Below are 26,861 nucleotides of genomic sequence, written 5' to 3' on the forward strand. Positions count from 1 at the left end.
TTATTCCTATTCCGCAGTCTGATATTGATAAGCTTAATGACCGCTACCAAAACGTCTACGGACAACACTAAAGGTAGAAAACTTAACCTGAACTCCTTCATATAGACTGTCCCTTGTGTTCTCACACAAGGGACAGTCTTTCGTTTCTCCGCTTCAAGTCAAGATACTACGAAACGTTGGCTATGTTGAACCGCGCTACTCCAGTTCAAACGCGCCAGTGTATAGCTGGTAGTATTGACCTTTCTGAGCGATGAGTTGGTCGTGAGTGCCACGCTCGATGATGCGGCCGTGGTCCATTACCATAATCACGTCAGAGTTGCGCACAGTAGACAAGCGATGCGCAATGACGAACACAGTACGCCCCTCCATGAGAGCATCCATACCTGCCTGCACGATTTCCTCGGTGCGAGTATCGATGGAGGAGGTTGCCTCGTCAAGAATCATCACTGGAGGGTCTGCCACTGCTGCTCGTGCGATGGATATGAGCTGACGTTGACCTTGGGACAGCCCACTTCCGTCACCGGACAAAATGGTGTTGTACCCCTGTGGAAGCATGCGGATAAACCCATCAGCATTTGCGAGTTTTGCTGCCTCGATACATTCGTCGTCAGTTGCGTCCAATTTACCGTAACGGATATTGTCCATGACGGTTCCTGTGAAGAGGTTCACGTCTTGGAGCACGACACCAAGGCTTCGTCTCAAATCGGTCTTGTTAATATCAGAGATATCAATGCCATCATAGAGGATGGAGCCGGAGCGGATATCGTAGAAGCGGTTTACCAAATTTGTAATCGTAGTCTTGCCCGCGCCGGTAGCGCCAACGAGAGCGACTTTCTGTCCCGGTTCGGCGTAGAGAGTGATGTCGTGCAAAATTTCACGGTCTGGATTGTAGGAGAAGTCCACGTTGGTAAAGCGGATATCGCCACGAAGACGGGTATAGTTCGTACCACCCTGCATAGCATTACGTGATGTAGTGCTCTCGGAGGAGATAGACCCTACGAGCTCAGTGAGCGCGGAGGCATGAGCGCCATCTACGACGTGGTCGATAGACTTTGGTGCCAGCGCTGTTTGAGCGACACTGACATGTGCCACGTCCTCACGCACTTTCACACCCGCTGGAACCTTCCACGCCCATTCGTCTGTACGCTTGGAAGACTCGGTAATCGTGCCGTCTGCTTTGATGTGGGCGTTGACGAGGGTAACGGTACCGTGATCTTCCTCGACTGGTTCGTCAAGCAGACTAAAGATACGGGACGCGCCTGCAAGTGCAAGCATAATTTGCGTAAATTCGTTGGAAATTTGAGCAATTGGATTGATGAAATTGCGCGACAAGGTCAGGAACGATACCAAAGTACCAATAGTCAAAACCGATGCTCCTGCAAAGCCAAAGTTGTGGAATCCACTCAGGCTCAGGTATGCCCCCACGAGCGCGAGAATTACATAGAGCAAGTAGCCGAGGTTTCCTACGACAGGCATAGTGATATTTCCATATGCATTTGCAGTCCAGGATGCATCGAAAAGTTTAGTGTTCTTTTCGTCAAACCGCTCTTGCGTAGCATCTTCATGGGTGAAGACCTTGATGACCTTTTGGCCGTTAATCGCTTCTTCGATAAAACCGTTGACCTCACCGAGCGCGCCCTGCTGCTTGATGAAGTAACGTCCTGAAGTCGTCGCGAGATAGCGAATGACTGCCACTACACCGCATGCATAGACGAGGACGAAAATTGCCATAGGTACAGACAAATAGAACATAGCAATGAGCGCGGCAAGCATCGTGATACCAGATTGCACGACAGCAGGAATGGACTGAGAAATCGCCTGGCGCAAGACATCGGTATCATTCGTGTAGAAACTCATGATATCGCCGTGCTGATGTGTATCGAAGAAGCGGATAGGGAGCTTCTGCATATGCTCAAACATGTCATCGCGAATCTTCTTCAAAGTACCCTGCTCGATACCTACCAAGATGCGCTGATATATCAAACTTGCGATGATGCCAGCAGTATAGATGGCTGCCATGACGCCGAGCATGCGTAGGAGTGGCATGAAATCAGGATTGGATGTACCTACAAGCGGCAAGATATATGTATCAATCAAGGTTTGAACGAATAGCGCCATACTTGCATTCGCGGCAGCGCCGATGATGATGCACACAAATACCAAGGTCAGTGCTGGGGCGTTGCCCTTAAAGATAAGTTTGAGAAGGCGAGATAGTGTGCCTGGCTGAGCGCCCTCACGCTTGAGATTCTTCTTGTCTTTACTCATCGATGGCACCTCCCTTTGTCTGAGATTCGGCAATGCTGCGGTACTCGTCACACGTACGCAAAAGCTGCTCGTGTGTGCCGCGATCTATGATTTTTCCGTTATTCATCACGAGGATTTGGTCAGCATGCTCCACCGAGCTGACTCGCTGAGCGATGATAATTTTCGTGGTATCTGGAATTTCTTGTGCAAAGGCGTTGCGAATGCTTGCATCGGTCTTGGTATCTACGGCAGATGTGGAGTCGTCCAAGATAAGTACCTTAGGCCTCTTAAGGAGTGCTCTGGCGATACACAAACGCTGCTTTTGACCGCCGGAGAAGTTTGAACCGCCTTGCTCTACGCGAGAGTTATATTTATCAGGCATTTGCTCGATAAATTCGTCAGCGCAAGCGAGGTGTGCTGCATGTGCGATTTCTTCATCGGTGGCATCGGGGTTTCCCCAACGCAAATTTTCAGCAATGGTTCCGCTGAAAAGTACGTTCTTTTGCAGTACCATACCCACAGCATTGCGCAGTACGTCGAGGTCATAGTTGCGCACGTCGCGACCACCGAGGCGTACTGAGCCTTCTGTGGCATCGTAGAGACGCGGAATGAGCTGAACGAGAGAAGATTTCGCAGAACCTGTACCGCCGACAATGCCGATGGTGGAGCCTGATGGGATATCGAGGTCGATGTGAGAGAGAACTTCTTTTTCGCTACCCTCGGAGTAGCGGAAGGAGACATCCTTGAAACGGATAGAACCGTCTGCTACATCCTCAAGAGCGTTGTCTGGAGTAGTGACCGTCGATACTTCATCAAGTACGGCAGCGATACGGCTTGCTGATGCGCGAGAAATGATAATCATGATGAAGACGAAAGAAATCATCATCATAGACATCAAAATCTGCAACGTGTAAGTGATGAGAGAGGTCAAGTCCCCCGTTGTCAAGCCGTGTGCTGCATTATTTCCAGAAGCAACAATCTGATGTGCTGCCATCCAGCTCAAAATCAGCATAGCTACGTAAATAGATCCCTGGAGAAGCGGATTATTATATGTCAAGCGCAGCTCAGCTTTAACGAAATACTTGTAAATAGTTTGAGAAATGAACTTGAACTTAGTGTCTTCGTGATCTTCGCGAGTGAAAGACTTCACTACGCGCACACCAAGCAGATTCTCTTCCACATTATTGTTCAAACGATCATAAATGCGGAAGACACGTACAAAGATAGGATGGACACTTGCACCGATGAAAATTAATCCCCCAGCCACGATAGGTATGAGAATCAAGTAGATGACAGAGATGGATCTGCTGATGGTAAAGGTGAAAATCCACGCAAAGATAGCCATAAGCGGTGCACGGAATGCCACGCGGATAAGCATTTGGAACGCATTTTGTACGTTCGTGACGTCTGTAGTTAGACGGGTGACCAGTGATCCCGAGGAGAAACGGTCGATATTGGTGAAACTAAACCCTTGGACACGTTCAAAAAGGTCATGACGTAAGTTTCGAGACAAACCGGTCGCTGCCTTGGCTGCTGAGCGTCCAGCAAGGATACCGAAAGTGAGCGAGGTCAAGGATACCACGAGGAGGATGAGACCCCACTTCCACACTTCAGGCATGTTATGTGCGGTCAAGCCACGATCGATGAGCTGCGCCATGAGTGTAGGGATAAGTACTTCAAAAATTGCTTCGCCTGCCACAAAGAGTGGTGTAGCGATAGCGGGTTTCTTGAACTCACGAAGACTGTTAAAAAGCTTGAAATAGTCGCGGGCAGATCCGTCTCCATCTCCATAACCGTTGTGTTCTTCGAGCTGCTGCATGGTAAGCTCTGCTTGGTCTAGGGCAGCACGTTCTTGTGTGGAGAGACGGGAGCGGTCTTCGACGGGTGCAGATACGTCAGCCATAGTTCTCCTTCCTCAAATTTTGTACCTTCTACCCATCATGTCTTATGGCGCACAATCGGCTGTACACATTACACAGTCTCAACATAATCATGCAACCGCATGATGAGCCCACACGTGCTGAGCTTTTGCAGCGAATTTCTGTATCGAGTTTCTTTCGCTCGGTTCAAAACTCGACAGTTACAAGTCATAAGACTCGCAGCAATACGACAGTGTGTAAAATCGTCATGTGCTAAGCACAGGCAATGGGTAAAATATGACGAATCAACTATCTAAAAGTGTAGCACTTGGGTGGCTTTTTTGTGCTGTATTTCACACGGGACTCTCATGATTCTTGAGATTCTCGCACCGCGTTTTTTATGCCGGCGGCAGCGTCAGTGAAATTCAGCGATTAAACGGTCTTAAGTAGTTCCCGCGAATCTTCAGCCACCTGACTTGCCAGATGTCAGTGCATTGTCATCGTGGCAATTCATTTGGCGGTTTTGAATCGTTGTAAGCTTCAATAAGCAGTTCCATCGTCTGCGCATCAAGTCTATTCTCAGCAGCGAGAGATTTGATGAGCACGATGTAAGAGTCGTCAAAAGCAGTATCATACAAGTGAATTTTCTCGATGAGGAGGTTAAGGCGAGTACGCAGTGTTGGATAGGAAATCTTGTAGAGTTCGCTCATCTTTTTCAAGGAGCCGGACGACAGCATAAAGTTCTTAATGAATGTTTTGTCATCTTCAGCCAGATGAACCATCCAATCATGCGAAGTACCCATTGCTCAACTTCTTCCTTGAAATCCTGACAACGCAACGCAAATATTACCTCTAGTATTCTTAATACTAGGTGCATTCGCTGAGAAAAGCGAGCAGAGGGACAGATTGTGAACCTGCATGAGTTGTGCTGAAAGAAAAGTGCGCGAAAACCCCGAAAAACCGCGCATAAAATTTGACTATGGCAACAATGAAAGCAACCTTAATGTACGGTCCTGGCGACGTACGTGTAGAAGAAGTTGAACGTCCTGTTATCGAGCAGCCTACAGATGCGGTTATCCGTATGCTCTCCACATGCGTATGCGGGTCTGATCTCTGGCCATATCGTGGCCTTGAAGGAGAATTCCCTGAGCCGCGTCGCATGGGACACGAGTATGTAGGAGTCGTAGAAGAAGTAGGCTCCGATGTGAAAGATATTAAAGTCGGTGACTATGTCGTAGGTTCCTTCTGTCTTTCGGATATGACGTGTGACATCTGCAAGGCAGGATATCCAAGCCGCTGCATGCATGGTGGATTTGTCGGCACGGCGCAGGCACAGTACTTGCGTGTCCCTCTGGCGGATGGAACGCTTGTGGCAGCTCCCGGTAAGCCGACAGATGAGCAGCTTGTCGATTTGACCGCTGCTTCTGATGTATTGGGTACAGGCTGGTTTGCAGCAGACGAGGCTCAAGCTGGTCTTGGCAAGACTATTGTCGTTGTCGGCGACGGCGCTGTGGGCTTGAGCGGCGTACTTGCTGCTCAGCAGTTGGGCGCTTCCCGCATCATTGCGATGAGTCGTCATGCTGACCGTCAGGCTTTGGCTAAGGAATTCGGCGCGACAGACATAGTTGAAGAGCGTGGAGACGAAGGCGTTGCAAAGATTATGGAGCTTACAGGCGGCGTAGGTGCTGACGGCGTTGTCGAAGCTGTAGGCACACAGCAATCCATGATGCAGGCAATTGCATGCTGCCGTCCTGGCGGTTATGTGGGCTATGTAGGTGTCTCACATGGTGTACAGCTTGATGGAGGTCAGCTCTTCTTTAGCGAGGTTCACCTCATGGGAGGTCCTGCTCCTGTACGCAAGTACCTACCTGAATTTATTGACAAAATTTACAAGGGTGAGATGCACCCAGGCAAAGTCTTTACTAAGACTGTAAATCTTGATGACATTGCTGAAGGATATCGTGCGATGGATCAGCGTGAAGCTATCAAGGTGCGTGTACGCCCATGGTAGGAGGACGCATATTCTCTGCGTGACAGACGCGAATGCGCTGACACGATAACGAGATAATCAGATGCGTGTAATCAGATACACAAATTGCTGAGACTATGTGTCCGTAGTCTCAGCAATTTTATTGCTGTATGGACTCCTCAACCTTATAAAGAGCGATCGGAGGACAATCGGAATAAAAGCGTACTTGATAATCTTTCTGCATGAATAACCAAATACTCACACACTGTGTTTATACGTTTTGCTGTCGTTGTGCGGTAACGTGTGTTTGGCATATATCTCTCTACAATGAGATAGATAAGATGAGACAGCACAAAGGAATGGCGGATCGTCTGTAAATTGTAAACGAAAACAGTGAAGAGTATGGGAAAATTATGGAAATAAAACTTCCAGCTGCCGTGTTCTGGGACCTCGACGGCACCCTCATCAATTCTGAACCTTACTGGGCACAGTCTGAAGCAGCATTACTGGCACAGGTAGGGATTGAATTTGATCCATCTATCGCGAAGCATCTTCAAGGCACATCTCTAGCATTCGTTGCTGAATATATGCGTGAACACGGCTTACACCATATGAAATCCGAAGAAATCACTAAATTCATGGTGGATTTCGTTTACAAGAAAGAAGTAGACAAACTTCCATGGAACCCCGGTGTACAAGACACGCTTCATTTACTTCACGATGCAGGAATTCCTCAGGTGCTTGTGACGAGTTCTCCCCGAGTAATGGCATCAAATGTCGTAGAGCAAGCTGGCAAAGATATATTTACTGGATATTTATGTAATGAAGATCCAGTCAAGCATAAGCCTTCTTCTGAGCCATATCTTAGAGCTGCCGAAATTGCAGGTGTAGATATCACAGATGCCCTCATCTTTGAAGATTCACGTCCAGGTCTGACAGCTGCTGGCAATTCCGGTGCACATTGGGTAGCAGTGACGGGCTTCTCCTCAGTGAACGCACGCGAAGAAGGACTAGCACATCAGTTTGTACAGGACTTTAGCGGAATCACGCTCGCCGACATTGCACGATTTTATGCTAGGTAGACTCGAAAGCTATAAAAACGCACATTTATAAAACATGCAGGCACGCGCTTACAGATAGATTTACAGGTAGATTCACAGATTTCACGCTCGCAGACGAAAATCAAGAGCACGGTGTGAGTCAAGCGTTTTGAGCTGCCTAAAATTGTCCGAACGTACTTTCAGGAGTAAGCTGAGCAGTGAAGGAGGCAATGATGGCTGATTTTGATTTTGACTCATTAGGCGAAGGTCTGCGCAAGGTATTTCTTGCTGGAGTAGGCGCAGTGGCAACTGGCGCTGACAAGGGCAAGGATCTTATAGAAGATTTAGTGCGCAAAGGGGAGCTGACAGTGGACCAAGGTAAAGCTCTCAACACAGAGCTAACCCGCAAAGCGGGTGACGCAGCTAAGTCCGCTGTTTCTGGCGCTCGCGAAGCATTCGACAGTGTGCAAGAGACGGCGCTTCGTACACGTTTGGCTGCCATGAGTGAAACTGAACGTAAAGAGTATGTAGAGCGTGTCTCTAAGCTTGCTGCTGACCTTGATGCAAAGGTGGAGAAAGATAGCGAAAGTGGTGAAGCTCCTCAGAGCGTTTCTGATGAGACTACCGACGTATCTCCTTCCCCTGAAGCTGAGTAAGAGCTGTCACTCTTAGATATGGATTTACATTCTGACGGTAAGCATACCGATGACGGTATAACTGATGCGCATAGCGGTGCAGCGTCTGTAGATTTTGCTGCACACGTGGATGAAGGTAAACGTCGCGGAAAGGTTGCGCGCCTAGCACAGATTATAGGAATCGTGCGCGCGTATGGCTTACCGTCACATATGACTCCGGCAAGTTTGCGGCTTGCCTTGGAAGCGTTAGGTCCGACCTTTGTGAAGGTTGGGCAGATTCTGTCTATGCGCTCGGAAATTCTTCCAGAGGAATATTGCGCTGAACTTTCTAAATTGCGTGCCGACGTAGATCCTATGCCGTATGAGACGGTGCTTGAAGCGCTTAAAAACGAATACTCACAACCCCTGGAGGAAATTTTTAGTTTTATCGACCCTACTCCACTAGGCTCGGCTTCACTGGCTCAGGTGCATCGTGCAACCCTCGTCACGGGAGAAAGCGTGGCCATCAAGGTGCAGCGACCTGGGGTGCGCGAGACGATGGCTCAAGATATTTCGCTGGTGCGCTCCATCGCAGGTGCGGCGACGAAGGTAGCCTCTGAGAGTACACAGGTCGTTGATTTTATGGGAGTAGTCAACGAGCTTTGGGAGACATTCCAGTCTGAAACAGACTTCCTCGTAGAAGCGCGGAATCTTCGCGATTTCAAGAATTTTGTAGCTGGTTATGCGTATATGGACTGTCCTAAACCGTACATGTCCTTGTGCACGCAGCACATAGTCGTTATGGATTATATGGACGGTATCCCCATCTCACATGTTGAGGAACTGAAATCGCATGGTTATGACCTTGAGGAAATTGGTATAAAACTCGTGGATAATTATGCTGCTCAAGTACTTGACGAAGGATTCTTTCATGCAGACCCTCACCCAGGGAATATTCTTGTGCGTGAAGGTCAGATAGTTTTGCTTGATTTGGGTATGACCGGACGCCTTACTAGCGGTATGCGGCATATCCTCAAGCAAATGATTTTTGCCGTGGCGCGTAAGGACTCGATGGATTTGAAGAATGGGCTGCTTCGTCTTGCAAACATCCCTGATCCGTCCGTCATCAATCACCCGAAATTGCTGGCAGAGCTTGACTCGATTATTGAAAATTACGGTTCGGCAGAGCTCTCTGAGCTGGATATCGCGGACTTTGTCATGGCAATCGTCTCTCTCGCTTCACGGCATGGATTGAAAATGCCGGGGACGATTACAACTATCGCGCGCAGCCTCGTTACGCTCGAAGGACTTATTGACCAATTCATGCCGCAAGCAAGTATGGTAGAAATTATTTCTGCACACGTCGCCTCATCGCGCACGCCGAGCCAGTACATTAAGCAGACAGGCACTGATTTTGCAAGGCTATCTACCCAAGCAGTGCGCGGAGCACTAGGTGCTCTTTCGGATACACATGCATTAACCCAGATGCTCACTCGTGGGCAGCTCAAGGCGAACGTGGAGATGGTAGGGTCTGAGGAGCCGTTGCGCCAAATTTCTTATATGATTGATCGCCTTACTATGGCTCTCATCGTAGTGGGGCTGTATATCGGCTCTTCCGTGGTGTACTACGCAAATATGAAGCCAGTAGTTTTTGGCATTCCTATCGTGGGTTTCTTAGGGTACGTCGTGGCATTTGTGCTCTCAGTATGGATTGTCATCGACATCTTCCTGAAGAATCGTAAGCTTGAAAAATCAAAGAAGAGCAGATAAGCCCCTGCCCTACATATTTACATGTTACTTTTAGTAGTATCTTAAACTTTTCGAAAATTACTTCTTAGGACCGTCCGATTTTGAAGTCTCCTGTGGCTTAAAGAGATAAGCGGATAAAAGCAGAGTCTTACACCTCTTATCAGAGTTGAGCACGGTGCTTAATTCTTATACTCGAGCCTACAGGAGGCAATAATGACAGATACAATGGTTCTTGCTACTCAAAAGTGGCTGAACGAAACATACAAGGGCAAGCAGGGATTCACAGCAATCAAGGAAAACGGTCAAACTGGCTGGGATACTATCTATGCATTGCTTCATGCTCTTCAAATTGAACTAGGCATTTCCGCTACTGCGGATAATTTCGGAGAAGGGACACAGTCCCGATTCCGTCAAAAGTGGCCGAACGGAATTCACGAACAATCGTCTGAAAGTAAAATGACGGACAATGTTTATGGAATTATTCAAGGAGCATTGTGGTGCAAGGGATATTCCACTAGTTCTGGCGAGATTACCACTCATTTCTTCGGTGGTACAGGCGGTGCCATTCGTGAGTTGAAAGCAGATATGGGGATCGGAGGGGATTCAACAGTTACCCTTGCTATCATGATGTCTCTGCTTAGTATGGATCAGTTCAAACTATTGGAGAATCAAGGCGCAAACTCATCAGTCCGCTCTATTCAGCAGAAAATTAATCAAAGCTACAGGAATTACACCGGAATCATTCCGACTGATGGATTATACGGGCGGCAGATGAATACTGCATTGATTCAAGTATTGCAGTCCCTTGAAGGATACAGTCCTCATGACGCCACGGGGAACTTTGGCGCAGGGACTACATCCCACTTACGTACAGTTACACCTTCTAACTACGCGCCTATAGCGCAATGGGTGTGGTTAGCAACTGCCGCATTAGCATGTAATGGTTATGATCTCTCTCCTACTACAGTATGGAGCGGAACTGTCACTACCGTCGTACGCAAATTCCAAAGTGACTACGCACTCCCTGTGACGGGTGTCGTCGATAAGACAACATGGATGAGTTTGCTTACATCATGTGGAGACCCCAACCGCGCAGCGAAAGCATGCGACTGTGCTACTGTACTTAACGCACAACAAGCCAAGGATTTGCGGTCTAGCGGTTATACGCACGTTGGACGTTATCTTACTGGAACTGTAGGAGTAGGGTCTAACCGAAAATCTAAAGCAATGAATCTGGACGAGGTCAAAAATATTCAAAATGCTGGATTAGCGGTATTCCCTATCTATCAAGATGGTGGATATTACCCAGAATATTTTGCTTCTCCACGACAGGGCGCTGTTGATGGCTATACGGCAATTGACGCAGCTCAACGACTTGGCTTTCCGCAAGATACGATTATCTACTTTGCTGTAGATTTTGATGCCTACGGTTATCAGATTGAGGACATGATTGTACCTTACTTTGAGCAGGTGTGCATAGCTTTTGCGAATAAGAAGACTAATACAAAGTCTTACCGCGTAGGAGTATATGGTCCGCGACTTGTATGCCGTGAGGTATCGCGACGTGATTACGCTATTGCCTCATTCGTCGCTGATATGTCACGCGGCTTTGCTGGAAATCTCGGATACGCCATCCCCGAAAACTGGTCTTTCGATCAATTTTATGAGGGTGAGATATCTTCTGCTCCGAGCTTTGCACTAGACAAAGATGCTTACTCTGGTCGAGATAAGGGTGTGAAGTCTTTCGACCACGTCACGCAGATTTCACCTGCTGATATAGAGAAGGCAAATGTGAAGAGGGACATCCAGATTGCGCAAGATATGTATGTGCGTAATGTGCTTGAACCGCTAAATTGTGTCTCAAAACAGATCAAGTTTAGTTGGAGCTATAACGAGCGGATTAAAGCCAATCATATTACCACGCCGAATTACGACCTTGACGTTGAGCTGTATATTGCAGAATCAACAAGTTTGGCACAAGCTAGGAATCCATTGATTCATATCTCAGTCAACAACTATGGCTCCCTTTCAGCCAGTACGAAAAACGAAATTAGCTCTGCTAGCGGCAAGTTTGATTTACAAGGATTCGATGCGAAAGGAAAGTATACGGATATACTGACAAAAATTGCTACCTCGGTAAAGTCAGGAAGTGTAGATTGCACAGTTGCTGTCAACAATAGCGGGCAGCTCATAGCGGACTTCACTGTGAGCTCCAGAAATCTTGCTCCTGAAAGTTCCGGTCTTGAAGAGTATGTCAGTGTCAGCGTGAGTTACATTCTCACACTTCATCCAGTTGAGGGACGAAACTATATGTTTAAGGAACCAGATATGGATACCGCGAAGACAGTTATTGCGATACTAATATCTGCTGTTGCCTTAGGCGTTGCTGTTATGGAAGCGGCTCTAGAAGCATTGCTAACATTAGGAGTGGTGATTATGATTTAAAGGAGCAGCTCAGGCTGCTTAGCTTGCTTATTAGTGTGATGGAAGAGGATATAGAATGCATACAAAGAAAAAAGCTACGATAATTATATCGGTGATACTTGCTGCATTGTGTGTCCTCCTCCTTTTTTTCTGGCCGTATATCATTCCTGTAAGTCGATATCAAATACCATATGAAAGTCCAATGCCGGGGAATTCTTTAGTACTTATCGCACACTCTCCATTTCAGGGTATTTATGTGACTCAAAATACGAAAAATAAAGATATATACGTGAGCATGGGGAGCTTAGATATACAGTTTTTTGACATCGCTCATATGTTTAGAATTCCTTGCGACTCTATTATAACGAATAAGAATATACGATTAATGTGGTTTGGACAAGAGGATGCGCAAGGTAGTGCTCAAGATCCCGATATTGGTAACACGCTTTCGGCACGAATCATAATTAAAGTGCATGGGAAAGTGCTATTTGATCATGTAGAGTCTTTTATGGAAATGGCACACACTCTGCCGGGGTGGTTGTGTCTTCATACGGATATTACATGCCCTGCTAGCTAGGGGTATTAAAAGTAAAGTAAGCGCGAAATGCTCGTCGTGATATCCTCCTTCTTACGGGTGTAAGAAGCCATATCTGTCTTCGCTATCGTTTTGTTTGCTGAAATGTATGAGATTGCATTTTCCTCTTAACATGTCGATATCTGGCATGAATTTTTGATTGTCCGCGATGATGACTTGACCGTACTCTTGGTTCATCATGAGATACTCATAAAGTGCGTTCGGTATAGTATCAATAAATTCTTTGCTGTCTTTGCGAACTTGCGGATCATCGAGACCTAGAAGCGGTGTATCTATCATAAGTATGCTAGGTGCGTGTGCTGTTTCGCATGATGCGAGGTATTCGCGTAAAGCAAGAAACATCGCTGTGTTAATGAGGGATCTATAACCTTTGCCTTCTCTGTTCTTAGGCTGATTGTTAATGATTGCATCGAAAGTTGTTTCGTCAAATGTAGCTTGGGCAAGGTGAGGGAAGGCACAGGCTCCCAAGATATCAAGGATTTTTTCACCAAAATCTTGGCTAAACTCTGAAGGGAAGTAGTCAAAAATGTTCAACTGCATGTTTGGAAATTCTCTATTTTTAAGATTGGCTATTTTTTTATTTGTCTCATTAAGGAGATTGTTCATATGCTCTTTTTCTACGGTCAGAGAAAGGAGTGAACGATAATTTTCAACATCGCGTTGTAAAGCAGCTAATTGCGGTTTTAAATCGATATCAATGGCCTTATTGATGTCTTCACACTGGGATTCGGGTTGGGTTTCTTGAGCTTTAAGAGAATTACGTTCTTCCTTCATCTCTTCAATCGTCTGCAGTAAATCAGCAAGTCGTATTTCGAGGTTTTCTTTTTCTGCTCTGTGAGGAGAAAATATTTGCTCTTGTAACTGAGGCGGAACTGGCTGATTACAAATGGGGCAGAGCATCGCCTCAGGGAATTGTACCACGTTCTCATACCCGTTTTCTACAAAATTGTAGCGTTCGATTCGCGCTTGATAAGATGAGGCAAGCTCTTGGTACCTTGCTGAAAGGGTGTCAGTTTCAGCAATTTGCTCTCTAACGTCTTGCAGTTCTGTAGCGAGATGTGAACCTTGAGAAATAAGAAGCTCAATAGAACGACTCGTATCTTCAAGCTGCGTAGTTAAGGAATCGAGAGATTGCTGAATTTCTGCGTCGTCTCGTTCTCCAAGAGTATGCTCAATATGCTCTATCTGTTCACGATATTGCTTAGATAAAGGTGAAAGATACTCGATAAGTGCATTCACCTGTATTTTTCGCATCTTGGAAGGTAAATACCCTGAAAATTGGGAAAAGTCATTAACGGTAATCAAAGTCGATAATGCCGCTTGAGCGCTTGTCTTTGCCGTAGACTGAGAGGGCAGGAGAATAGATGAACTAGTACTTATATTATTTTCTGATGCATAGAATGCATGCCAAAAAGAACGCCACGTAAATCTGTGCAGCGTATAGTCTTTGTTAGTGATAATTTTAAGCTCATCGGGATTATCAAATCCGATAAGGCTAAGCTAAAACGAAGAGAGTGATGGCATTTTAGCAGAATTGTGTGTGGCGTATGTGCCTCCTAGGTTCTGGTTTGAAGTGCAACACTATATGTGTTGTACTTCAAACCAGAACCTGCGAAAGAGTGGAAAACTAATGATCGCGCAAATACGCGACGTGACAGGCATACTCAACTGTCAACGTTTAGTTGGGAAGATTGCCATTTCGCTAGTGCTGAAGATATTGAATATAATGCAATGAATGCTGATGAAATTGCACGAATCTTCTTACAACTTTCTGAACGACAACGTACACTTCTGTGGCACGTGGCGGTGGAAGGCTATAAGTTTACTGAAATAGCAAAGAGTGAGGGGAAGAGTGAATCAGCCGTGCGGAAAGCATACAACCGAGCGATTGCTCATGCAAGGAAGATAGCCAAATCTGGGGGGTATATAAGCCAAAGAGGCATAGGCTCTAAAGTCAGATAAATGCAATGGAAAAAGGCTCGTCCGGTGGAATGAATGGACGAGCCTTCGTGGAGCTAGGGGGAGTCGAACCCCCGACCTTTTCGATGCGAACGAAACGCGCTACCAACTGCGCTATAGCCCCGAAAATGTCCCTAAGCATCATAACGAATGCTGAGCAACACCTGCTACTTTAGAACGAGGGGCGGTCTAGCGCAAGCCGTGTTTACTTTTTCGCGTTTGAGCCTTTTGCTTTTCGATTGATGAGTGCGCGAATGCCGGTGATGATGGTTGGTGCCAACGACACAAGCAAAATAGCGACAATGACCAGTTCAAAGTTCTTCTGCACGAAAGGAATTCCACCGAAGAAATAGCCAAGAAGAGTAAACAGTGAACTCCAAATGAGCCCGCCGATAATACTAAACGGAGTAAATTTTTTCCAGCTCATGCCAGAAAGTCCAGAGATGAATGGCATAAAGGTACGGATAAATGGGAAAAATCGCCCGAGGAAAACTGCAAGTGGACCCCACTTCTCAATCATAGATTCGGTTTTGGCGATGCGTTCAGGCGTCATCGCTTTGACTTTACCTGATTCGATGATTTTGCGACCAAAGAAGTGACCGATGAAATAGTTAGACTGGTCGCCAAGAATCGGAGCAAGCCACACGATAGGCAAGAGTATGCCAAGCGACATGCCTGATGTAGGGTCATGGGCGAAGTAGCCGGCTGCAAAAAGGAGTGAGTCCCCCGGTAGAAATGGCATAAATACGAGACCGGTCTCTATAAAAATAATGAGAAAGATAAAAGCATATGTTGGTGCTAATCCCATAGCAATCCATCCTGCTATAGCAGAGCGAGGATCTTTCAAAAGATTGACAAAGAACTGAATAATGCCCACAAAGATCTCCAAGTTCAGGTCTGATGACATGCGTGTATTTATATCGGCTATCTGTACAAAACCATTTCCAGTGTAAAGAAAAAATATCTGAGAAGCATATAAAAAAGCACATATCAACATTTCCATCATAAGTGCGAGATGAGAGTAGGCAATAAGTGGACATATGTAAGCGCTATCGTGGAGCGTGAGACTTTGAATGCGTCAGAACGGAGCACATATCGCAGTTTGCGCACTGAGGTAGGCTTGAGTTATGGGAAATCTTCAAGGCACAGGTAAAAGCACAGCTAACAGTACTGATAACACGATGACTAATGGCAAGGTTGTGCTCGCTGCTACGCCTATTGGAAACGTGGCAGATGCTTCCGCGCGCCTTGTAAATTTGATTGAGCATGCGGATATCGTGGCAGCGGAAGATACGCGCAGATTATTTGACCTCGCGCGTCGCCTCGAAATCCACGTGGGTGGCCGCGTGGTAGCGTATCACGATCACAATGAGCGTGAGAAATCTGATTCGCTCCTTGATGAGGTAGAGGCCGGTGCGACAGTTCTTGTGGTATCAGATGCGGGGATGCCAACGATTAATGACCCTGGTCTTGCCATAGTGCGCCGAGCGATTGAGCGTGGAATCCCAGTGACGTGCGCACCTGGTCCTTCGGCTGCTTTAGACGCGTTGACGTTATCGGGTTTACCTACTGATCGTTTCTGCTATGAGGGCTTTGTCCCTCGCAAGCATTCTGAACGTATGAAGAGATTGCGTGCTCTTGCTACAGAAATGCGTACGATGATTTTCTTTGAGGCTCCTCATCGCATTGAGGACACGATGGCGGATTTAGAGGAAGCATTCGGGGCTGACAGGCATATGGCTCTATGTCGTGAGCTTACTAAGGATTTTGAAGAAATACGACGGGACACCATCGGCGCAATTCGTCAGAGCGTGATTAATGACCCTCCTCGTGGCGAGATAGTACTTGTTGTTTCTGGAGCGTCTGAAGATGAAGCCGTCGAGGCTGCTGGCTCAGCTGTTTTAGGTGTAGAAGAGCTTGCGCAGCTCGCCATTGAGACTGCGCGTGCGCAGAATGTGCGTATTAAAGAGGCAATTACAGCAGTTGTACGAGAACATCCGCTCCCTGATGGTTCGTACGTCTCGCGCAAAGATGTATATGCTCTTGTGCTTGAGATGAAGAACTAGACGTTTCTGCGGACTCCTCCGTGAGGAAGCGTTTGGTGCTAGGCGTGTGTTGCTAAGTACTCAGCTGTCGCAGCTCTGAGAAGCTCGCTAAACGTCATATGGTGTTTGGCGATGAAATTCTGAGCTTTTTCGTCGAGCTCGCGATTGAGACGTACTTGGCGTTTGGGACTTGGTCCCTTGAATGGGCGAGATCCTTTACGAGGACGGCCTTTCCCGAGTAATTCACCTGCGAAGATACGCGCCTCTTCGTCTGAGAGCACTCGTGCATCTGGAGAAATTTCGAAATCGTCGCGTTCTACGATTTCAAGCATGTGATTCACGTGCTTGCGTTCTTCTTTTGTGAGCCAGACCATTACTCCTCACTTTCTAAATAGTGTGCATATTTCTTGCGCAGCGACATGCAGTGGAAGATAACGCGTTTATGACCATTGACGAATCCTATAATTTCAAGGAGCTCGCCATTACGGTTAGGACCAATGAAGAGAAAATCAAACGAGTTGGTATTTACCCTATCGGATTCGATGTGTTGAATTGATTTCACGTGAAGGTCGATTGCGTGCTCTATATCTTTCCTTCTCTGCCCGTGCTTAAGTGCACTTGATAATATATGTAGTTTCATAATTGTACTCCAATTTTTGTCGATTGGAAATGCGCAGTTTGAGGTGCGAGAGAGAACGAGTGTGATTTCGCTTGAGCTACGACTTTGCATGATGTGCTGGTGCTGTCGAGGTGACTCAAACATCTGAGTTCTCAGCCGAATCGTCAAAAAGAACAGCAAAAGCGTGCGCTACTCTAGGTCCTCCTGCTTGAGAAATGAATTCCAAAAGCTCCGGAGTGGCAGATTCATTCGCTACCAGCCAGCGGCGTAAGTGTGGAACATGTCGAGCTATGTACCACAAAGTCGGAGGATTTGTGTGTGGGTCAGTTGCCACGGTAGGCGTGAGTTTTACAGGTGGAAGAGGCGGTGGGCAACCTGGGAAATATGGCGAATTAGGATTCATTGCTACAAAGAGCCTCACATTGTTCGATATTGTCCTCTAACGTTGCGAAAGCGTGAATGAGCAAATTAACTCCACATGTGTAGCGGGGTTGGCGAGTATTGTGACGCATGATTTCCATGCAATCGTGCTCAGCGAAGGCATACGACAATGCAAGGCGATGAATAGTGTGCTCTATGATTATCGGATTTGCGCGACGAATGTCGCTACAAGCGATGTCGCATGCGGTTCTCTGTGGTGAAGTGACAAGCAAGTGAGGAAATTGTGCCAAGCATGAGCTATGGATTTGGCGTGACGTTGAGCGGACGTTTCTGCCGAAAAGAATGTTGTGATAGTGGTTTGTACTCGTGATGTCGATGGAGGTGGGGAATTGCCCGCCAAGCCAAATCCATGCGGCAAGCCATGCCGAAGCGATAGCCCCAAAGGGGACAATATCGCGGGCTACGTGTGCACGTGTGGAACTCGTATCATTGAACCTCATCGGGTAGAACGTGGACTTGTCAAGGTTTGAGATGATATGTGCCTTTTCGAGGCGCGCTAAGCAGAGCTGACCAGGGAAATCCTCTTTATGCCGCAGTGGGTGCTGAATCAGTTCGCTAGAAATACGGTCAGCACGATTGGATCTGCGTTGGTAGACATGCGCACTCATTTTAGTCTGGTTATGTGTGACCGCATCATTGGTGTGCGCCAGAGCGTGAGGTGGTTCATTCGTCGTTGGATTCATCATGGTCGCCACGATAGTCAGCTGAATAGTGCGTGAAAAATAACTCTGTGAAATTTTGTGGATAAGTACAATTATGTGGATAAGGCTAGAGTGTTTTCACATCTGTACACATCAGGTTTGTGTGGATGTATGTGGAGAACCGTGTTGAAAGAAAAGAATCTAATTTTTCGCGGAAAACCAAGAAAAATATGTGCTATCTACTCTTTGTAATGTCGGCTCTTTTCGCGATAATCGACACCATGAGTAATGTTCTTATCGCAGTAGCTTGGCCGTATGCAAATGGTCCTCGTCACATTGGCCATGTGGCAGGTTTTGGTGTGCCATCTGATGTTTATGCACGTTATGAGCGTATGAAGGGCAACGATGTCCTCATGGTTTCAGGCACGGATGAGCATGGCACGCCAATTTTGGTACAGGCAGATGCTGAGGGGGTTACTGCTCAGGAGCTGTCTAACCGTTATAATCGCGTCATTTCTAAGGACTTATGCGATCTCGGCTTGAGTTATGACCTCTTTACTCGTACAACGACGAAGAATCATGAGCATGTTGTACAGGATATGTTCAAGCAGTGCTTAGCTAATGGTTATATCTACAAGGGGACACAGATGGTGGCCATCTCGCCATCGACTGGTCGTACTCTTCCTGACCGCTATATTGAGGGGACATGCCCGATTTGTGGTGCAGATGGTGCCCGAGGTGATCAATGTGATAACTGCGGAAATGAGCTTGATCCTATCGATTTGAAGAATCCGGTGTCGAAGATTAATGGCGAAACTCCAATCTTCCAAGAAACAGAGCACTTCTTCCTTGACTTACCTGCTCTCGCAGAAGCAAATCTTGCGTGGCTTAAGTCTCGTGAGGGGTGGCGTACTAATGTCATCAACTTCTCGCTTGGATTGTTTAACGAAGTCAAGCCTCGCGCGATTACTCGCGATATTGACTGGGGCATCCCTGTCCCAGTAGCTGACTGGATTGATAATCCAAACAAAAAGCTCTATGTGTGGTTCGATGCAGTGATAGGCTATTTGAGCGCTTCTATCGAATGGGCGCGCCGTAGTGGCGATGACCAGGCATGGCGCAAGTGGTGGAACGACCCAGAGGCATTGAGTTACTACTTCATGGGCAAAGATAACATCACTTTCCATTCGCAGATTTGGCCATCTGAGATGCTTGGCTATAACGGCGAGGGAAATAAGGGTGGTAAGCCTGGAGACATGGGCAAGCTCAATATGCCTACCGAAGTAGTCTCTTCAGAGTTCCTCTCGATGGAAGGACGTAAGTTTAGCTCTTCTCGCGGCATTGTGATTTATGTGAAGGATATCCTTGCGCGATATCAGGTGGACGCAGTTCGCTACTACATTTCCATTGCCGGTCCTGAGACATCTGATTCGGACTTCACATGGGCAGAATTTGTACGCCACAACAATGATGAGCTCGTTTCTGGTTGGGGAAATCTTGTCAATCGTGTAGCCACATTGCTCCATAAGAACTTCGGTGAGATTCCAGCAATTGATGATTCTCAATTAACAAATGAAGATCGTGCTCTTCTCGATACCACTGCCGCTGCATTTGATACGGTGGGTGATTTTATTGGCAATCACCGCCAGAAGCAGGGACTCAACGAAGCTATGCGCATTGTGGGAGAGATTAACAAGTATATTTCTGCTACTGAGCCATGGAAGATTAAGGATAATCCAGCTCGCTTGGCAGCTGTACTTCATACTGCTGCGCAGGCAGTGATGGATGCGAATGTACTGCTCAGTCCATATCTGCCACACTCTGCACAGAAAGTTTGGGAGACTCTTGGCGGTACAGGCGTGTTCTCTCCTCTGCCGCACATTGAAGAAGTGAGCGACCTTGACGACCCTAGTTTTACATACCCAATCATCACCGGCGAGTACAAGCTTGGTGTGAATGTTCATCCATGGAAGCGTGGGAAGATAGTTGCTGGTACTGTAATCGGTAAGCCAACTCCAATTTTCCAGAAGATACCGGTAGAAGCAGTACAGGAGGAACTTGACCGATTCCAAGCTGAGCTTGATGCTCGTAAAGCGAAGGAAAAAGCTCGGTTCGAAGCAGAGAAAGCGAAGCTTAATAACGATGAGAATGTGACGGAATAACAAAAGAAAATCGAGGCCTTCACATTTTCTTTGCAAAATTTCAAGGTTATTTTCAGTTATTTTGCAAGCTCAACTCAGAAAGTCAGGGTTATATAGAGATATCAGCACAAGCTGGCAGTTAACAAACTGATAATTTAATCCCTCTTCTCTTTCTCTCTCTTATGAAACCCGGTCCACACGATCGGGTTTCTTCTTTCTATCGAGCTTTTTACAGTGTCGCATCTTCATAGCGCAGCTCTTTCAAATGCAGTCTATAAGTCGTAACCATAGAAAATACGTGATGCCAAATATGAAAGGATTTATCTAGGACTTACCATGGCAAAGAAAAAACATCGTGATCGCCGTTGGGGCAAAGCGCCCCAGCTGCTTAGTGCACCAATTATTGATAATCACACGCATGTGGCATCTACGGTGGAGTATTCCAATTACATGAGTGCTACTGCTGTGAGTCGTGGGCAAGACCCTGTCCCTGTGTACTCCGGTGAAGAACTGCTGTGCCAAGCAAAAGCAGTGGGAGTAGAGCATATCATTGATGTCGCATGTGAATTGCCAAATCTTATGACCGCGGTAAACATGGCGAAACAGTATCCACACACCGTGAGGGCTGCTATAGCAATTCACCCTAACGAAGCAGTACTCCATGGTCATCGAGGTGAGACTGGTCCAGACGGCTTAGAGCTCAACTATAAGCCGTGGCATGATGTCGCAATAGAAGATGCATTAGCTCATGTGTATGCGGTTGCGAAGAACAATCCTGACGAGGTTGTGGCGATAGGTGAGACAGGCTTGGACTATTTCCGTACAGGCGAGGGCGCTCGTCAGTTTCAGCGTGATGCTTTTCGTGCACACATAGCGCTCGCGAAAGAGCTTGGCATTGCCATGCAGATTCATGATCGAGATGCGCATGATGATGTGATTGATATTCTTCTTGCCGACGGCGCCCCTGAAGGAACTGTTTTCCACTCATTCTCCGCAGGCAAAGATGTCGCTGAAATCGCTAATAAACACGGGTGGTATTTGAGCTTCTCAGGGACCATGACGTACAAAGCGAATGAGCACATTCGCGAAGTGCTCTCGATAATTGATAGGGGACACATTCTTATCGAAACAGATGCGCCGTACTTAACTCCAGAACCGTATCGGGGTCGCACAAATTCGTCCTATATGACTCCGTATACATTGCGTGTGATGGCTCAAGTACTTGGGAAAAGTGAAGCTGATACTGCACGTTTGACCTTCGAAAATACAGTGCGAGCATACGGTTTGCCGTATGGCAGTGTAAAATAGGTGTTCATTGACTAAAAGTCGTATAAAATTAAGAGAAATCCTGGGAACAGGTGAGGACGGTTATGGCATCTGACATGGGCGACAATACTACCCAAGATTCAGGTCTCGCAAACCTCGCAAAGGATACTGCTGCAGCGCAGAATGAGGCTGATAAGATAAATGAGACGAAAGTTCGGCGCTCGAATCAGCAGGCATCGCAAGGCAAACAGAACCATAAGAATGTACAGAACCAGCGCAATTCACAGGCTCGACAGTCTAATCAATCTAACCAGACCAATCAGGCTAACCAGCCCGAGGAACTACATGTCATCACATCGACGGATTCTTTAGCACTAGATTTGGCTCAAACAGGCGCAATTTTGCCTCCAGAGGGCATCACGAAGGCGCCAAAAATTGACAAACATGCGGTAAGTGAAGAGGAAATCAAGGCTAAGCGTTTAGCTCATGAAGAGGCGAAGCGCACCGCACAATTGCAGCAAAAACGTGCCCGCACTCCTTTAGGGCGCTGGTGGCGCAAGGTTCAGACATCGCAAGATAAGATCACTATCGGCATGATGATAGTGGCTCTCGGCGTGGTATATGGCGATATTGGTACATCTCCTCTCTACCTTGCGCAGTCGTTCGTGGCTGGACAAGGGGGCATCCGGTATGTTAATCGTCCAGCAGTTTTAGGTATGCTCAGTCTGCTGTTCTGGTCGGTTACGCTGATTACCACAGTTAAGTATGTGTTCATCGCTATGCGCATTGACAACAAGGGCGAAGGCGGCATTTTTGCTTTGTACTCCCTAGTGAAGCGCTATGCAAAGTGGCTGTGGATACCTGCGATGGTAGGCGGTGCGGCGTTCCTTGCGGACTCTGTTTTAACTCCTGCAGTCTCCATATCTTCGGCAGTAGAAGGTTTGCGCACACTTGCACCGTTGAAGCCAGTATTTGAATCATCGCCTACGCTGACTTTGGGTATCACTGCAGTCATCATCGTCGTGCTTTTCCTGATTCAGTCCCGCGGTACGGAAAGTATTGGTAAAGTTTTCGGTATCGTCGTGCTGGTGTGGTTCACTTTCCTCGCTGTGACAGGTGTGATGTCTATCGGTAGCGACTGGTCTATTTTTGAAGCTTTGAACCCTATGTTAGGACTCGAGTTCCTCTTTGATCCGAACAATCATGCGAGTATTGCCATCATGGGGACCGTCTTCCTCGCGACTACTGGTGCGGAGGCGCTTTACTCCGACATGGGGCATGTGGGTCGAGGAAATATCTATGCGACATGGCCGTACATCAAGATTTGTCTGATGCTCAACTATTTCGGGCAAGGCGCGTGGATGGTCGCACATCAGAATGACTCTGCCATCCAGAAGCTCAATAATCTCAACCCGTTCTTCCAAATGATGCCGGAACCGGTACGCTATGTGGCGGTCATCCTTTCGGTTGTAGCTGGCATCATCGCTTCGCAGGCACTTATTACAGGCGCATATACCATGGTGTCAGAAGCGACAGGTCTGAACTGGATGCCACATCTCCAGGTGCGCTATCCAAGCCGTACTCGTGGTCAGCTTTACATCCCAGTCGTAAATTGGGTGCTGATGGCTGCTACACTCACCGTTCTCTTCGTATTCCAAGACTCGGAGCGCATCACTGCAGCGTACGGTCTAGCGCTTACGGTGACGATGATTACTACGACGGTGCTTCTTGCCGCGTATATTTGGTGGGGTAAGCATCAGCGAGTTCTCGCAGTTATCTTTACTATCGTATTCTTGGCAATTCAAATCATGTTCTTCATCTCGTCGATGTCGAAGTTCATGACTGGCGGCTGGTTTACGACGCTTGTCACCATTGCTATCTTCACCGTCATGTACTCCTGGGATACGGGTACGAAGGTGGAGCGTAGTCAGCGTCGGCACATGTCTCCAGAGGACTTCCTGCCTGCACTCAACGTTCTGCATAATGATGAAAATGTCCCATTGTACGCCGGAAACGTGGTCTATCTGACATCGGATACGGAACTTCGCCGCCTTGATACGGATATCTTCTACTCCATTTTTGGCGATCATCAAAAGCGCGCTCGTGCGTGGTGGGCAGTGTCAGTATTCGTGACGGATGACCCGTATACTCGCGAGTACTCTGTGGAAAACTTCGGTACGAACTTCCTCTTCCGTGTGCGCATCCGCTTGGGATTCAAGGTGAGCCAGAATGTCGCTACGTATCTGCATCAAATCATGCATGAGCTGATTGATGATGGGACTCTACCGCCTCAAACTACCATCTACCCTCAGGTAGATGAAGACCCAGAAATTGATTCTATTCGCTATGTGCTTATCCACAAGGAGCTTATGCCAGAGTCGAAGATTACGACCTCTGGCGCAGTGGCGCTACGCATGAAATATGCGATTCGTAAGGCGGCAGGTTCGCCTATTAAGTGGTTCGGTCTGTCTGCATTTAATCCGCTTATCGAGGTCCAGCCCCTATTCGTTTCCACTGCGCCTGTGGCTCCTTTGCGCCGGGTAGCCTTGCGCAAGACGAAGAAACCAATCACGCTTGAAGCGGTCCTTGCGAAGAAGGCGGCGAAAGTGGGGATTCCTGTGGATATCGCTGCAGCGCGTGACTTGTCTGAGCACGCTGATCAAGGTGCAGATGGAGCACTCAACACTGCACAAATGAAAGCAGTGCGTGAGTCGTCTGTAGACTCTAAGTCAGTTTCATCGTCGGATTCTGCATCGAATTCTGTCCATACTTCTCAATCGGCTTCGAAGTCTAACTCAAAGAAGTAGTAACGTGGCGATGTGACTTATATGAGGGTTTATGGCACTTCATATAGTGATATAGTGAATGCACTATAAAGGCGCTATAACTTATCGTGATAACCCTGCCCGCGTGTAAAAACGTGAGCAGGGTATGTTTTAAGTCATGTGCAGATTACTTGGATTCGCGACGTCAGATAGAGACTTCACTTTAGGAGAGATTTTAGGGGAGCCTCAGCTAGCCGAGTTCTGCGATATTTCCCGCATACATAACGATGGCTGGGGAGCTTCTCTTATCTCTAATGCTCGGCGTGAGGCTCATGCGTATGACGGCGGTGCGCCAAGTCCTGATTTGTATGAAAATATTTATTGCTCTACGGAGCCTGCATTTTTGGATAATAACTTTGAGTCCATTTCCCATACTCCAGCGCGCTCGGCAATTTTTCATCTACGGCTTGCCTCCTCTCATTTGCCGCTTATTCCGGAGAATCAGCAGCCGTTTGCAGCAGATGGTATCTCTTTCGCGCACAACGGCGACATTTCTACGGTCGATGGCGTGAATTTAGTGCACAATCGCGACGTGCTACCAAGTAGCGATGAGATTGCTGCAACGGGTGGAAAGTCTGATTCTGCTATCTATTTTGCACATGTACTGCATTTTGTACGTTTAGGTTTTGCACTTGACCGTGCAGTTGAGGAGGCTATCCGCCAGCTGCGTAAGCAGTATCGTGATTCGTCTTATAACTGCTTGGTGCAAACACGTGACGCGCTTATCTGCGTCAACGCGACAGGGCATGATTATCTCGCACATCGTGTGGCTGAAGTGTATGAGTCCTATGGTGCACGTGACAAGGCGGCGGATTATCGCGTGATTCGATATCGTCCGCTTGACGGCGGCGGTGTAGTTGTCGCTTCGTCAGGTTTCGAGCAAAGCAGTCAAGATGGGTGGAAAGAGCTGCCTGTCAATCATATGCTTATCGCTACTTCTTATACCGGCACATACGAGATTCACCCGCTTGATGAGATAGCACGATAACAGTCACGCAAACGCGTGGATACAAAGCTAGAAGAGTAGAAACTCGATACCGACTCTTTCACGATAACAAACTGCCCCGCATAAAAAGGATGACGATATGACTTTCCGCGATTTTCCTTATTTTCACGAAGATCGTGTGGTCAATGACAAGCATGTTGCCTCACTCGTGCGATTCTATGAGTCGGGATGTGTGCCGTGCGACAAATACGGTGTGGGAGTGGAGATTGAGCATCTGCCCGTGCGGGTAAGTACTGGCGAAGCAGTGACATATGCTCAGCCGCAAGGTATTCGCGAGGTATTAGAATCCCTCGCTCCGCTCTATGACGCGCAATACGAATATCGTGATGGCGAGTACCTCTTGGGACTTCGACGCGGAAAGATTGCTATTTCACTAGAGCCCGGTGGGCAAATTGAAGGTTCATTTGGCATAATGAACTCTACGGAAGAGCTCAACGAACTCTACGCACAATTTCGAGCAGACATTGATCCTATCCTTGAGCGACTTGGCATTCGGTTACTCAACTATGGATATACGCCTGTGAGTTTAGCGCGCGATATTTCTATTATTCCTAAACATCGCTACAGCGCCATGAATAAGTATCTTGGTAGAGTGTCAAGCTACGGGTGGAATATGATGCGTGTGTCAGCTTCTACTCAGGTGAGCTTTGATTTCTCCAGCGAAGAAGATGCAATCAATAAAATGCGTATGGCCGTAGCAATTGGTCCTATACTTGCATATTTCTTCCGCAATACGCCATTTTTTGAGGGGAAAGAGAATGTACTTCCGCTCCTGCGTCAGCATATGTGGGAGGGGATTTCATCGGGGCGCACGGGGATTAATCCAGGACTGTATGACAAAGATTTTAGCTTTGAAAAAGCGGCTATCGATGCGCTGTCTACACCGCTTATGGCAGTAGATTTAACGCATACCCCAGAGGCAGTGGAAGCCATGGGCGGTCCTTTAGTTGCGAATGAGCACCTTGAGAAGCTGATTTACAGAGAGCCGTTTGCAAATAGTGCTGAGGTATACCCCGACCGAGATCTGAATGAGTATGAGATTATGCACATTATCTCTACTCACTTTACCGACGTGCGCCTCAAAAACTTCATAGAAATGCGACATTGGGACTCTTTGCCGATAGATCGCGCTCGTATACTGACGGATGTCGTCGTCAATCTCATGACGAAACCAAGTGAATTAAACCGTCTTCTCGGATATTTTGACGGTGTTCGTGCAATTGATGTCAATGCTGCGAAGATAGACATTCAGGCTCATGGCGATCAATCCCATCCCTACGGGCAGAGCCTTGAGTTTTGGCGAGAATTTTTGCATGTGGAATATACGGGTGAAGACATCCCTGGAGACCCGTGCAATCCTGATATTTTCCAGAAATAAATTATTTTCTGTGGACACATGCAAATTTCTACTGTACTCACACGTC

Annotated in this window: 20 protein-coding genes, 1 tRNA gene and 1 pseudogene; 12 read left to right on the forward strand and 10 right to left on the reverse strand. The window is 47.2% G+C overall.

What is annotated here, in order from left to right:
- Window positions 1-195 precede the first annotated feature (195 nt).
- From ACFQY8_RS02585 to ACFQY8_RS02595, 3 genes are all read right to left on the reverse strand, one after another.
- Window positions 196-2,265, reverse strand: a complete 2,070-nt coding sequence (locus ACFQY8_RS02585; protein WP_377938323.1) for an ABC transporter ATP-binding protein — start codon at window positions 2,263-2,265, stop codon at window positions 196-198.
- On the reverse strand, window positions 2,258-4,147 hold the full coding sequence (locus ACFQY8_RS02590) for an ABC transporter ATP-binding protein (protein ID WP_377938325.1): 1,890 nt from the start codon (window positions 4,145-4,147) through the stop codon (window positions 2,258-2,260). Before ACFQY8_RS02590 ends, ACFQY8_RS02585 begins: the two co-directional genes overlap by 8 nt.
- A 453-nt stretch (window positions 4,148-4,600) precedes the next feature.
- Window positions 4,601-4,906 carry a DUF2089 family protein gene (locus tag ACFQY8_RS02595; RefSeq protein WP_377938327.1) on the reverse strand — a complete coding sequence of 102 codons (306 nt, stop codon included), beginning with the start codon at window positions 4,904-4,906 and terminating at the stop codon, window positions 4,601-4,603.
- A gap of 176 nt (window positions 4,907-5,082) precedes the next feature.
- On the opposite strand from ACFQY8_RS02595, the gene ACFQY8_RS02600 reads away from it, so the two are divergent.
- From ACFQY8_RS02600 to ACFQY8_RS02620, 5 genes and pseudogenes are all read left to right on the forward strand, one after another.
- Window positions 5,083-6,114 (forward strand): zinc-dependent alcohol dehydrogenase family protein, encoded by a 1,032-nt coding sequence (locus ACFQY8_RS02600; RefSeq protein ID WP_377938328.1) that lies wholly within the window; start codon window positions 5,083-5,085, stop codon window positions 6,112-6,114.
- A 371-nt stretch (window positions 6,115-6,485) separates the two neighbouring features.
- Window positions 6,486-7,154 carry an HAD family hydrolase gene (locus ACFQY8_RS02605; RefSeq protein ID WP_377938330.1) on the forward strand — a complete coding sequence of 223 codons (669 nt, stop codon included), beginning with the start codon at window positions 6,486-6,488 and terminating at the stop codon, window positions 7,152-7,154.
- A 191-nt stretch (window positions 7,155-7,345) separates the two neighbouring features.
- A pseudogene (locus ACFQY8_RS02610) lies at window positions 7,346-7,535 on the forward strand (phasin family protein); the annotation flags it as partial.
- Window positions 7,536-7,786: 251 nt separating this feature from the next.
- Window positions 7,787-9,496: an ABC1 kinase family protein gene (locus ACFQY8_RS02615; RefSeq protein ID WP_377938332.1), complete on the forward strand. Its 1,710-nt coding sequence runs from the start codon at window positions 7,787-7,789 to the stop codon at window positions 9,494-9,496.
- Between the two features lie 192 nt (window positions 9,497-9,688).
- Window positions 9,689-11,920, forward strand: coding sequence for a glycoside hydrolase domain-containing protein (locus ACFQY8_RS02620; RefSeq protein WP_377938334.1), 2,232 nt, complete (start codon window positions 9,689-9,691; stop codon window positions 11,918-11,920).
- 607 nt (window positions 11,921-12,527) lie between these two features.
- Here the strand turns inward: ACFQY8_RS02620 and ACFQY8_RS02625 are convergent.
- Window positions 12,528-13,748, reverse strand: a complete 1,221-nt coding sequence (locus tag ACFQY8_RS02625; RefSeq protein WP_377938336.1) for a hypothetical protein — start codon at window positions 13,746-13,748, stop codon at window positions 12,528-12,530.
- Between the two features lie 477 nt (window positions 13,749-14,225).
- Here ACFQY8_RS02625 and ACFQY8_RS02630 point away from each other — a divergent pair, with 477 nt between their 5' ends.
- Window positions 14,226-14,456, forward strand: coding sequence for an RNA polymerase sigma factor (locus tag ACFQY8_RS02630; RefSeq protein WP_377938442.1), 231 nt, complete (start codon window positions 14,226-14,228; stop codon window positions 14,454-14,456).
- 48 nt (window positions 14,457-14,504) lie between these two features.
- On the opposite strand, the gene ACFQY8_RS02635 is transcribed toward ACFQY8_RS02630, so the two are convergent.
- Both ACFQY8_RS02635 and ACFQY8_RS02640 read right to left on the reverse strand, forming a co-directional pair.
- A tRNA-Ala gene (locus ACFQY8_RS02635) sits at window positions 14,505-14,577 on the reverse strand.
- 81 nt (window positions 14,578-14,658) lie between these two features.
- Window positions 14,659-15,330, reverse strand: a complete 672-nt coding sequence (locus tag ACFQY8_RS02640; RefSeq protein ID WP_377938443.1) for a VTT domain-containing protein — start codon at window positions 15,328-15,330, stop codon at window positions 14,659-14,661.
- A gap of 250 nt (window positions 15,331-15,580) precedes the next feature.
- On the opposite strand from ACFQY8_RS02640, the gene rsmI reads away from it, so the two are divergent.
- Complete coding sequence (rsmI, locus tag ACFQY8_RS02645) at window positions 15,581-16,519, forward strand: 16S rRNA (cytidine(1402)-2'-O)-methyltransferase (protein ID WP_377938338.1); 939 nt, start codon at window positions 15,581-15,583, stop codon at window positions 16,517-16,519.
- Between the two features lie 38 nt (window positions 16,520-16,557).
- Here the strand turns inward: rsmI and ACFQY8_RS02650 are convergent, their stop codons facing one another.
- The 4 genes from ACFQY8_RS02650 to ACFQY8_RS02665 form a co-directional block, all read right to left on the reverse strand.
- Entirely contained in the window at window positions 16,558-16,872 is a 315-nt protein-coding gene (locus ACFQY8_RS02650; protein ID WP_377938339.1) for a hypothetical protein, read from the reverse strand.
- Window positions 16,872-17,060: a hypothetical protein gene (locus ACFQY8_RS02655; RefSeq protein ID WP_377938340.1), complete on the reverse strand. Its 189-nt coding sequence runs from the start codon at window positions 17,058-17,060 to the stop codon at window positions 16,872-16,874. Before ACFQY8_RS02655 ends, ACFQY8_RS02650 begins: the two co-directional genes overlap by 1 nt.
- Before the next feature lie 193 nt (window positions 17,061-17,253).
- The gene (locus ACFQY8_RS02660; protein ID WP_377938343.1) at window positions 17,254-17,520 is read right to left on the reverse strand and encodes a variant leucine-rich repeat-containing protein; all 267 of its coding nucleotides are present in this window, start codon (window positions 17,518-17,520) and stop codon (window positions 17,254-17,256) included.
- Entirely contained in the window at window positions 17,510-18,244 is a 735-nt protein-coding gene (locus ACFQY8_RS02665) for a hypothetical protein (RefSeq protein ID WP_377938345.1), read from the reverse strand. The genes ACFQY8_RS02660 and ACFQY8_RS02665 overlap by 11 nt, the downstream gene beginning before the upstream one ends.
- A gap of 236 nt (window positions 18,245-18,480) precedes the next feature.
- On the opposite strand from ACFQY8_RS02665, the gene metG reads away from it, so the two are divergent.
- From metG to ACFQY8_RS02690, 5 genes are all read left to right on the forward strand, one after another.
- Window positions 18,481-20,361 carry a methionine--tRNA ligase gene (gene metG, locus ACFQY8_RS02670; RefSeq protein ID WP_377938347.1) on the forward strand — a complete coding sequence of 627 codons (1,881 nt, stop codon included), beginning with the start codon at window positions 18,481-18,483 and terminating at the stop codon, window positions 20,359-20,361.
- 315 nt (window positions 20,362-20,676) lie between these two features.
- A complete protein-coding gene (locus ACFQY8_RS02675; protein ID WP_377938349.1) occupies window positions 20,677-21,648 on the forward strand; it encodes a TatD family hydrolase in 972 nt (323 codons plus the stop codon).
- Window positions 21,649-21,710: 62 nt separating this feature from the next.
- Entirely contained in the window at window positions 21,711-24,413 is a 2,703-nt protein-coding gene (locus ACFQY8_RS02680; RefSeq protein ID WP_377938351.1) for a KUP/HAK/KT family potassium transporter, read from the forward strand.
- Window positions 24,414-24,549: 136 nt separating this feature from the next.
- The gene (locus tag ACFQY8_RS02685; protein WP_377938353.1) at window positions 24,550-25,419 is read left to right on the forward strand and encodes a class II glutamine amidotransferase; all 870 of its coding nucleotides are present in this window, start codon (window positions 24,550-24,552) and stop codon (window positions 25,417-25,419) included.
- Between the two features lie 97 nt (window positions 25,420-25,516).
- Window positions 25,517-26,815, forward strand: coding sequence for a glutamate-cysteine ligase family protein (locus ACFQY8_RS02690; RefSeq protein WP_377938355.1), 1,299 nt, complete (start codon window positions 25,517-25,519; stop codon window positions 26,813-26,815).
- The last annotated feature ends 46 nt before the right edge of the window (window positions 26,816-26,861 follow it).

The organism is Alloscardovia venturai, assembly GCF_042676605.1.
GTDB lineage: Bacteria > Actinomycetota > Actinomycetes > Actinomycetales > Bifidobacteriaceae > Alloscardovia > Alloscardovia venturai.